Source organism: Rhizobium sullae, from assembly GCF_900169785.1.
In the GTDB taxonomy this organism is placed as follows: Bacteria; Pseudomonadota; Alphaproteobacteria; order Rhizobiales; family Rhizobiaceae; genus Rhizobium; species Rhizobium sullae.
This window is the reverse complement of the sequence record NZ_FWER01000229.1, coordinates 1-295: the sequence shown is the minus strand read 5'-3', so window position 1 is coordinate 295 and position 295 is coordinate 1. Positions and strand designations below refer to the sequence as shown.

Sequence of the window (295 nt, the reverse complement as noted above, 5' to 3'; positions counted from 1 at the left end):
GAATGAGCAGCAGGCTCCGAAGACCGGAGATGCGTCATGATCACGATCAGGAAACTTGCTGCCGTCGCGACCCTTCCCGTTGTCTTGGCGAGCTGTGTGAGCGGAGCCGACTACGCAAAGCGCGACGCGGGCTTCAGCACCGTCGCGGCGAAGACCTCGACGGTAACCGCCCAGCAGACCGTCTGGGTACAAAATCAGCGACAGGCTCAGGCAGCCTCTGCCCAAGTCAAGACGCTTCTTGCCCGCAAGCAGGCACTCGACGCCGAAACCGCCGTCCAGATCGCCCTGCTCAACA

General features: G+C 62.4%; 1 pseudogene. It reads left to right on the top strand.

From position 1 onward, the window contains the following. Positions 1-36 precede the first annotated feature (36 nt). Positions 37-295: pseudogene (locus tag BN1800_RS39910) on the top strand (TolC family protein); the annotation flags it as partial.